This is a genomic window from Zemynaea arenosa (genome assembly GCF_004614185.1).
GTDB lineage: Bacteria > Pseudomonadota > Gammaproteobacteria > Burkholderiales > Burkholderiaceae_D > Telluria > Telluria arenosa.
In genome coordinates this window covers 1-8,331 of record NZ_SPVF01000051.1, presented here as the reverse complement: position 1 = coordinate 8,331, position 8,331 = coordinate 1, and the positions used below count along the sequence as shown (strand labels likewise).

At 65.9% G+C, this 8,331-nt stretch carries 8 protein-coding genes and 1 pseudogene; 5 read left to right on the top strand and 4 right to left on the bottom strand.

What is annotated here, in order from left to right:
- Together mutS and E4L96_RS03580 are read left to right on the top strand one after the other, a co-directional pair.
- Positions 1-1,529 (top strand): DNA mismatch repair protein MutS (gene mutS / locus E4L96_RS03585; protein WP_135205859.1); only part of this gene is annotated, 1,529 nt, incomplete at its 5' end.
- A 68-nt stretch (positions 1,530-1,597) separates the two neighbouring features.
- On the top strand, positions 1,598-2,530 hold the full coding sequence (locus E4L96_RS03580) for a hypothetical protein (RefSeq protein ID WP_229414206.1): 933 nt from the start codon (positions 1,598-1,600) through the stop codon (positions 2,528-2,530).
- Between the two features lie 99 nt (positions 2,531-2,629).
- Here the strand turns inward: E4L96_RS03580 and E4L96_RS03575 are convergent, their stop codons facing one another.
- Positions 2,630-3,178 carry an FKBP-type peptidyl-prolyl cis-trans isomerase gene (locus E4L96_RS03575; RefSeq protein ID WP_135205858.1) on the bottom strand — a complete coding sequence of 183 codons (549 nt, stop codon included), beginning with the start codon at positions 3,176-3,178 and terminating at the stop codon, positions 2,630-2,632.
- A gap of 96 nt (positions 3,179-3,274) precedes the next feature.
- Between E4L96_RS03575 and E4L96_RS03570 the strand changes: the two genes are divergently transcribed.
- The 3 genes from E4L96_RS03570 (at position 3,275) to E4L96_RS03560 (ending at position 5,510) form a co-directional block, all read left to right on the top strand.
- Positions 3,275-4,408 carry a ribosomal protein uL16 3-hydroxylase gene (locus tag E4L96_RS03570; protein ID WP_135205857.1) on the top strand — a complete coding sequence of 378 codons (1,134 nt, stop codon included), beginning with the start codon at positions 3,275-3,277 and terminating at the stop codon, positions 4,406-4,408.
- A gap of 41 nt (positions 4,409-4,449) precedes the next feature.
- Positions 4,450-4,932 (top strand): DUF7931 domain-containing protein, encoded by a 483-nt coding sequence (locus E4L96_RS03565; RefSeq protein ID WP_229414205.1) that lies wholly within the window; start codon positions 4,450-4,452, stop codon positions 4,930-4,932.
- Between the two features lie 293 nt (positions 4,933-5,225).
- Positions 5,226-5,510 carry a hypothetical protein gene (locus E4L96_RS03560; protein ID WP_135205856.1) on the top strand — a complete coding sequence of 95 codons (285 nt, stop codon included), beginning with the start codon at positions 5,226-5,228 and terminating at the stop codon, positions 5,508-5,510.
- 219 nt (positions 5,511-5,729) lie between these two features.
- Here the strand turns inward: E4L96_RS03560 and bamC are convergent, their stop codons facing one another.
- The 3 genes and pseudogenes from bamC to E4L96_RS23495 all read right to left on the bottom strand — a co-directional run.
- Positions 5,730-6,863, bottom strand: coding sequence for an NlpB/DapX family lipoprotein (gene bamC, locus E4L96_RS03555; RefSeq protein ID WP_135205855.1), 1,134 nt, complete (start codon positions 6,861-6,863; stop codon positions 5,730-5,732).
- 33 nt (positions 6,864-6,896) lie between these two features.
- Positions 6,897-7,775 carry a 4-hydroxy-tetrahydrodipicolinate synthase gene (dapA, locus tag E4L96_RS03550; protein WP_135205854.1) on the bottom strand — a complete coding sequence of 293 codons (879 nt, stop codon included), beginning with the start codon at positions 7,773-7,775 and terminating at the stop codon, positions 6,897-6,899.
- 86 nt (positions 7,776-7,861) lie between these two features.
- Positions 7,862-8,331, bottom strand: a pseudogene (locus tag E4L96_RS23495) (hypothetical protein); the annotation flags it as partial.

The window sequence follows — 8,331 nt, the reverse complement described above, 5'->3', positions numbered from 1 at the left end:
TGGCCAGCCTGCGCGACGGCCTGGCCCAGCTGCCGGTCCTGCGCCACGGCGTGGAGCTGACGCTGGACCGCGCCGCGCCTGGACTGCTGGGCGACATCCACGCGGCCATCGCCACCCCGGCGGACTGCCTGGACTTGCTGCAGCGGGCCATCCTGCCCGAGCCCTCGGTGATGGTGCGCGACGGCGGCGTGATTGCGCGCGGCTTCGATGCGGAGCTGGATGAACTGCGCGGCCTGTCCGAGAACGCGGGCCAGTTCCTGGTCGATCTCGAAACGCGCGAGCGCGCCCGCACCGGCATCGGCAACCTGCGGGTGGAGTACAACAAGGTCCACGGCTTCTACATCGAAGTCACCAACGGCCAGGCCGACAAGGTGCCGGACGACTACCGCCGCCGCCAGACGCTCAAGAACTGCGAGCGTTACATCACGCCCGAGCTGAAGGCCTTCGAGGACAAAGCCCTGTCGGCGCAGGACCGCGCGCTGGCCCGCGAGAAGCTGTTGTGGGACCAGCTGCTGGCCGACCTGGCCGCGCACATCGGCACCCTGCAATCGATCGCGCAGGCGCTCGCCCTGCTGGACACGCTGCAGGCGCTGACCGCGCACGCGGTGCGCCACAACTGGTGCGCGCCGCAGCTGGTGGGCGAGCCGTGCCTGGACATCCGCGAAGGCCGCCACCCGGTGGTGGAGAACCAGATCGAGCGCTTCATCGCCAACGACTGCGCCTTGAGCGACGCGCAGCGCCTGCTGCTGATCACGGGCCCGAACATGGGCGGCAAGTCGACCTTCATGCGCCAGGTGGCCCTGATTACGCTGCTGGCCTACGTGGGCAGCTACGTGCCCGCGACCAGCGCCACCATTGGCCCGATCGACCGCATCTTCACGCGGATCGGCGCCTCCGACGACCTGGCCAATGGCCGCTCAACGTTCATGGTGGAGATGACGGAATCGGCGGCCATCCTGAACGGCGCCACCGAGCACTCGCTGGTCCTGATGGATGAAGTGGGCCGCGGCACCTCGACCTTCGATGGCCTGGCGCTGGCGTGGGCGATTGCCCACCACCTCATCGAGAACAGCCGCAGCTTCACGCTGTTTGCGACGCACTACTTCGAACTGACGCAGCTGCCGGAGCAGCATCCGTCGGCGGCCAACGTGCACCTGTCGGCGGTGGAGCACAAGGATTCGATCGTGTTCCTGCATGCGGTGCAGCCAGGGCCCGCATCGCAGAGCTATGGCTTGCAGGTGGCGCAACTGGCAGGCGTGCCGCCGCAGGTGATCAAGGCGGCGCGCAAGCATCTGGCGCGGCTGGAATCGCAGGCGCTGGAATCGAGCTCGCAGCTCGACCTGTTCGCGGCACCTGCGGCCGAAGAGCAGGACGACACCGACGCCACGGGCAGCCACGCGCACGCCGGCGCCCAGGCGCATGGCGCGGATAGCGAGCTGCTGGAGGCCCTGGCCGGCATCGACCCGGATGCGCTGACCCCGCGCGAGGCATTGGAGCACATCTACCGCCTCAAGCGCCTCGCTGCATGATGGCCGCGCCGCCCGCCTCGTTGACGCGTCACGCCGCGCCGGCCCGCGTCGCGCCGATTGGCTCACGGGTGCCTCGGCTGCTGCACGGCGCGCTGCCACGCACTCTGCTGGCAGCCGCGCTGTGCGTCGCGGCCACGCTGCCGGTGGGCGCAGCGCCGAAGGACGACGCGACCCATCGTTTCGCCGCGATCGGCCACCTGGCCGGCGACGAAGCAGCACTGAAAAAGGCGCTGACTGCCAGCAGCGAAAGCTCACTCGAATTCGTGGTCGCCAACGGCATCAAGGGCGCCAACGAGCCCTGCTCCGACAAGGTCTACCAGCGCCGCCGCCAGCTGCTGGAAGATTCTGCGCGCCCGCTGATCCTGTCCCTGGCCGCCAGTGACTGGACCGAGTGCCGCAACTCGGCCGGCCGCTCCAATGCCATCGAACGCCTGAACCGCCTGCGCGAACTGTTCTTCGCCGATCCCAATTCTCTCGGTGAGCGCAAGCTGCAGCTCACCCGCCTCTCCAGCACCGCCAAGTTCCGCAGCTACGCCGAGAACGCGCACTGGAAGGTGGACGACGTGCTGTACGCGACGGTCAACATCCCGTCCAACAACAACCACTACCTGCGCGCCGCGGGCCGCAACAGCGAGTACGAAGACCGCCTGGTCGCAAACCGCGCCTGGCTGCACCGTCTCTTCACCATCGCCAAGCGTGAGAACATGAAGGCCGTCGTGCTGTTCACGGAAGCCGACGTGGCGCGCGCGCCCGACGCCAAGCCGGCGCCCGACGACGGCTTTGCCGAAGTGCGCCGCCAGCTCGACACCGCGGCGAAGAAGTATCCCGGTAAGGTGCTGCTGGTCGATGCCGACAAGCTGGCCATCGGCACCCAGCCAACGATCAAGTGGCGCGCCAACATCGGGCACCTGAGCCTGGGCGGCGATGCGGTGGAAGTGACCGTGGACCCAGCCGCCCACGAGATGTTCACGGTCCGCGACCCGCAAGCGAAGCGGAAATAGGAACCTTCAAAAGTAAAAAGGCGCCGCAACCGCAGCGCCTTTCAACTGTGATTGTGCGCGGCCAAACGCGCCCGCAGGCGCGCCGCCGCCGTCAACACATTACTGGATGATGCGGGTGCGGAACTGATCGCCCTCGTCGCCCTCGTCATCATCATCGTCGTCATGATGATGACCGTGGGCGCCGTGCACGTGGCCATGCGCCAGTTCTTCATCGGTGGCCGGGCGCACGCCCTCCACTTTCAGCTGGAAACGCAGCGCCATGCCGGCCAGCGGATGGTTCCCGTCCAGGACCACCTTGTCGCCCTCGATCTCGGTCACGGTGAAGATCACCGCATCCTCGTCGGAATCCGCGCCTTCCGGCATGCCTTCGAACTGCATGCCCACTTCCAGCGGCTCCGGCAGGCGCGCACGGTCTTCCATCTTCACCAGCTCCGGGTCGTACTCGCCGAAAGCGTCATCCGGTTCGATCTGGATGGTGGACTCGTAGCCCACATCCTTGCCGTCGAGCTCTTCTTCGATCTTCGGCAGCGTGTTCTCGTAACCGCCGTGCAGATACACCATCGGCTCGCGGCCATCTTCGATCAGGTTATTCTGCGCATCGGTCAGCACGTACTTAACGGTCACCACCGTGTTCTTTGCGACTTTCATGGGTACTTCCTTTCAATGTGAGCTAGCAACGGGGCTAGCGGCGGATTATACCCCTGCCTGCGAAGGGACCGTGTTCATGCAGCGTTATAATGCCGCATGACCCAAGCACAGCAAAAACTCCCCCTGCTCGGCGGCCTGACCCCGGCCCAGTTCCTGCGCGACTACTGGCACAAGAAGCCGCTCCTGATCCGCGGCGCCATCCCCAATTTCAAACCCCTGCTCCCGTTCGACAAGCTGGCCGAACTGGCGCAGCAGAACCATGTGGAGTCGCGCCTGATCACGCTGGAAGGCGGCCAGTGGGACCTGCAGCACGGCCCCCTCGCCGGCCTGCCTCCGCGTACCCAGCGCGAATGGACCATGCTGGTGCAGGGCGTGAACCTGTATGACGCCAGGGCCGACGACCTGCTGCGCCAGTTCCGCTTCGTGCCCGATGCGCGCCTGGACGACCTGATGATCAGCTACGCCACCGACGGCGGCGGCGTGGGCCCGCACTTCGATTCCTACGACGTGTTCCTGCTGCAGGCGCACGGCAAGCGCCGCTGGCGCATCGGCGCGCAGAAGAACCTGGACCTCATCGAAGGCCTGCCGCTGAAGATCCTGAAGAACTTCCGCGCCGACGAGGAATTCGTGCTGGAGCCGGGCGACATGCTGTACCTGCCTCCGCACTACGCGCACGACGGCGTGGCCGAAGGCGAGTGCATGACCTACTCGATCGGCTTCCGCGCCCCGTCCTACCAGGAGCTGGGTGAGAACTTCCTGCAGTTCATGGCCGACTCGATCGACCTGCCCGGCCGCTATGCGGACCCGGACCTCGCGCCGGCGAAGAACCCGGCCGAGATCCCGAAGGCGATGCTGGAGACGATCGCCGATGAACTGAACAAGGTGCGCTTCACCGAAGACGATGTCGCCATCTTCCTCGGCGAGTACCTGTCGGAGCCGAAGCACAACGTGTTCTTCACGCCGCCCGAGAAGCGTCTCACCGTGGGCCGCTTCATGGAAGCGGCGCGCAAGAAGGGCGTGGCGCTGTCGCGCAAGACGCTGATGCTGTACCGCGGCCGCAATGTCTTCATCAACGGCGAATCGTTCGCCGCAGGCCGCGCCGACAAGCCGGCGCTGGAGGCGCTGGCCAACGCCCGCAGGCTCGATGGCGCGCAGGTCGCCGCGGCCTCCGAGGACGTGGCCGATGCGCTCTACACCTGGTACAGCGACGGCTGGCTGGAGCTGGCCTGACGGCGCGGCCTGGCCCGCGCGCACGCAACTGAGGAGGCGGAATGGAAACCGAATCACGGGTGGTCAAGTTCGCATCGCACATGGAGTTCGAGGCCCTGTGGCGCGAGCTGCTGCTGCGCTCGCGCGCGACGCTGCAGATGTTCGATCCGGACTTCGCCGTGTTCCCGCTCGGTGCGTCGGACGTGGATGCGCTGCTGCGCCGCTTCCTGCACGAGGGCGGCCTGCTCAAGCTGGCCCTGCACCGGCCCGCGCTGATCGAGCGCGACTACCCGCGCTTCGTGCGCCTGCTGAAGGACTACAACCACCGCATCGAGTGCCGGGCCACGCCGCGCAACCTGCAGCAGCTGACCGATTCGTTCTGCATCGGGGACCGGGTCCACATCGTGCGCCGTTTTCATTGTGACCACATGCGCGGCGAAGCGGCCTTCGGCACCGCTGGCGCGGCCGATCTCAGCCAGGAGCGTTTCGACGCGCTGTGGGCCGAATCGGCGCCGACCCTGCACCCGACAACCACCGGCCTGTGAGCGTCTTGCCCGTAGAACATTCGGCGGCACCTCCGGCCTACACCTGAACAAAATTTTTCGTCCGTGCGCTACCGCACACTTTTGTTGCTAAATCGCAAAATCGCTCGCGCACTGCATTTCGTGCTATTGCGATAACCCAAATTTGTCTATAATATCGGGTTAGGAAGTTTCCGTTATCTTCCAGGCACTCGCGTTCCTGGTCGAAAGCAAAACAGAAGATTCCTAGATTGTCGAGCGATAATTACCGGTAATTATTCATCGCAGCTTTTTGTTGAATTAACTAAGGAAAACCCATGAAAAAATCTCTGCTGATCGTTTCCCTGCTGGCTGTTGCTCTGGCTGCTTGCAGCAAGAAAGAAGAAGCTCCGGCACCGGCTCCTGTGGCCGCTCCGGAAGCAACCGCACCGGCTGCTACCACCGCACCGGCTGCTGACGCGACCATGGCTCCGGCTGCTCCGGCTGCTGACGCTGCCGCTGCTGCTGCTTCGAACGCCGCTTCGGCTGCTTCCGCTGCTGCTTCGGCTGCATCGGCTGCTGCTTCGGCTGCTTCGGAAGCTGCTTCCGCTGCCAAGCACTAATCAGCTTTGGTTTGATAGAAAAGCCGGCCTGCGGGCCGGCTTTTTTACGTCTGAGGGTTTGATGGAAAGCGGGCCTGGGAGCCGGTTTGTTTCCGTCTGACGGTTGGCTCAGCCCGCGGGCGTATGCGCGGTCTTTTGCGCCCGCCGCCTAGCGCGAGAGCCCGGCGCGCGGGCAACAAAAAACCGGCCGAAGCCGGTTTTTTGTTGAGCGGTCGACGCTTACTTCAGTTCGTCCGTCAGCAGGTTCAGGATCTTGGCGCCGGTCGGGCCCTTCTCCGGCTTGCCTTCCGCATCGAGCACCGTCACGCGGCTGACCGACGCACCGGCCTCTGCCTTGACCTGCACGCGGTACCGCTGCGCCTGCTTGTCCTTGTCCGAGTCGCCGAAGATCTTGCTGAAGAAGCCGTCCTTCTTGACGCCTTCCGGATCGACATAGCGCACGAAGTACACGCCCTGCACCCGGTCGCGGTCCTCGACGGTGAAGCCCTTGCGGTCCAGCGCCAGGCCAACGCGGCGCCAGGCGCGGTCGTAGCCCTCGTCCACTTCCACCGCATCGCCCACCAGCTTGGCGTGCAGCACAGCCGGCGCGTTGAGCGCGGTCTGCGCCACCGGCCGCACTTCCTTCACGTCGCGGTTTTCCAGGCGCGCCATCAGGCGGGTCAGGAAGATCGCTTCCAGGCCCGGATCGGTCGCGCGCGGCTGCCACACAGTGGTTTCCTTCTGCGGGCCGGAATAGACCTCTTCCACGCCGCGGTGCGAGATGAACACTTCGGTGGTGCCGTCGGCATTGCGCTCCAGGCGCGTGCGGTACTTGTCCCGCTCGCCGGTCGAGTACAGGCCGTCGAACACCTTGCCCACCGTGTTGCGGATGAAGTCCTGCGGCAGCTTGGCGCGGTTCTCGTTCCACTCGGTTTCCAGCACGCCGGTCTTCTGGTCTTCCACGGCCAGGTTGAAGCCGTTGTCATGCCAGAATTCCTTGAGCACCGGCCACAGCGTCTCGGGCGTGGCGCGCACCACCAGCCAGCGCTGGCTGCCCGCCTTCTCGATCCGCACGTTCGGGGTGTTGACCTGGCCAACCTGGTCGCCCGCCGCCACCGGCGCCGTGGCGCCCGGCTGCTGCTGCAGGCTGGACGCGGTGGCCACGCCCTTGCCGTCCGGGACGGCGTAGCGGTTGTCCTTGGCCAGCTGGGTCAGGTCGGGCGGTACCTCCAGGCCCTGCTGCTTGCGCGCGGCCTTGTAGTCGACCTTGTCGGCGTCGATGATGCTGCTGATCATGCCGCAGCCGGCCAGGCTGGCCGCCAGTGCGGTGAGAACGAGGGTACGGGCCGGAACAGAAGTGATACGGATAGTCATGTTCGAAACGGTTGGAGCGCGGGGAACCCAGGCTTATTGAAGAACGCCCGCATCGCGCAGGGCGCCGCGGACGGTGTCGTGACAGGAGGCCGAGAGCGGCACCAGCGGCAGGCGGATGCCGGCCGGGATCATGCCCAGCTGGGCCATGGCCCACTTCACCGGGACCGGGTTCGGTTCGATGAAGAGCTTGGTGTGCAGCGCGTACACGGAGTTGTTCAGTGCCACGGCGCGGGCAATGTCGCCGGCCAGCGCGGCCTGGCACATCTGCGCCATGATCTTCGGCGCGATGTTGGCGGTGACCGAGATGTTGCCGGCGCCGCCGACCAGCATCAGGGCCAGCGCGCTGGCGTCGTCGCCGGAATAGACCGCAAACTCTTTCGGCACCATCTTGATCAGCTCGATGCCGCGGCCGATGTTGCCGGTCGCGTCCTTCACGCCGACGATGCCCTTCACCTGCGCCAGGCGGGCGATGGTCTCGTTGCTCATGTCGGCCACGGTGCGGCCCGGCACGTTGTACAGGATCACCGGCAGGTCCACCGCTTCGGCGATGGCCTTGAAGTGCTGGTACATGCCTTCCTGGGTCGGGCGATTGTAGTAAGGGACCACTTGCAGCGAGGCGTCCGCGCCGACCTGCTTGGCGTACTCGGTCAGCTTGATGGCTTCGGCGGTCGAATTGCCGCCGCTGCCCGCGATGATCGGGATACGCTTGGCGGTGTGTTCGACGGCGACCTTGATCAGCTCGCAGTGCTCCTCCACCGTGACGGTCGGCGACTCGCCGGTGGTGCCGACGATGACGATGCTGTCGGTGCCTTCCGCGATGTGCCAGTCGATCAGCTTGCGCAGCCCGGCGAAGTCGAGGGAGCCATCTTCCTGCATCGGAGTGACGATGGCGACAATGCTGCCCTTAATCATATTTCTACGGTTTCCGGGGTAAGGTCAAAGTCCTGATTGTAGCCGATGGGCAGGGGCTATGGTTCATTCTTGGCAGCTTTCTCGGCTTAGTGCCCGCTTAAATCCGCGTTTTCGCGGGCAAAAGCGGGCCCGGCGGCGCACAGGCGCTGCACCAGCGCGGGCTTCGGCTGGGACGTGTAGCCGTGCTCGTAGGCGATGGGGCGCAGGCCTGCTGTCAGCGTGAGCAATTCGCCATCGGCCAGCAGGAAGTTGGGGTTGGACGGTTTGCCGAAGGCTTCGTTCCCGAGGGCGAAGGTGTCGTAGATCAGGAGGCCGTCGGGGCGCAGGGCTTGCAGGAGCTTGGGGAACAGGGGGCGGTGCAGATAGTTGGTGACCACGATGCCCGCGAAGCGGCCGGGCGCGAACGGCCAGTCGGCGGCATCCGGCGCGCGCTCCAGGTCGAACGGCATGGTGACGATTGGCCCCAGCGCAGAGCGCGCTGGGGGACCGGCGGCGTCACCCGGCCCGCTCCCACTGGCCGACGCCTGCGCGGACAGCGCCGCATGCGGCGCTGTCC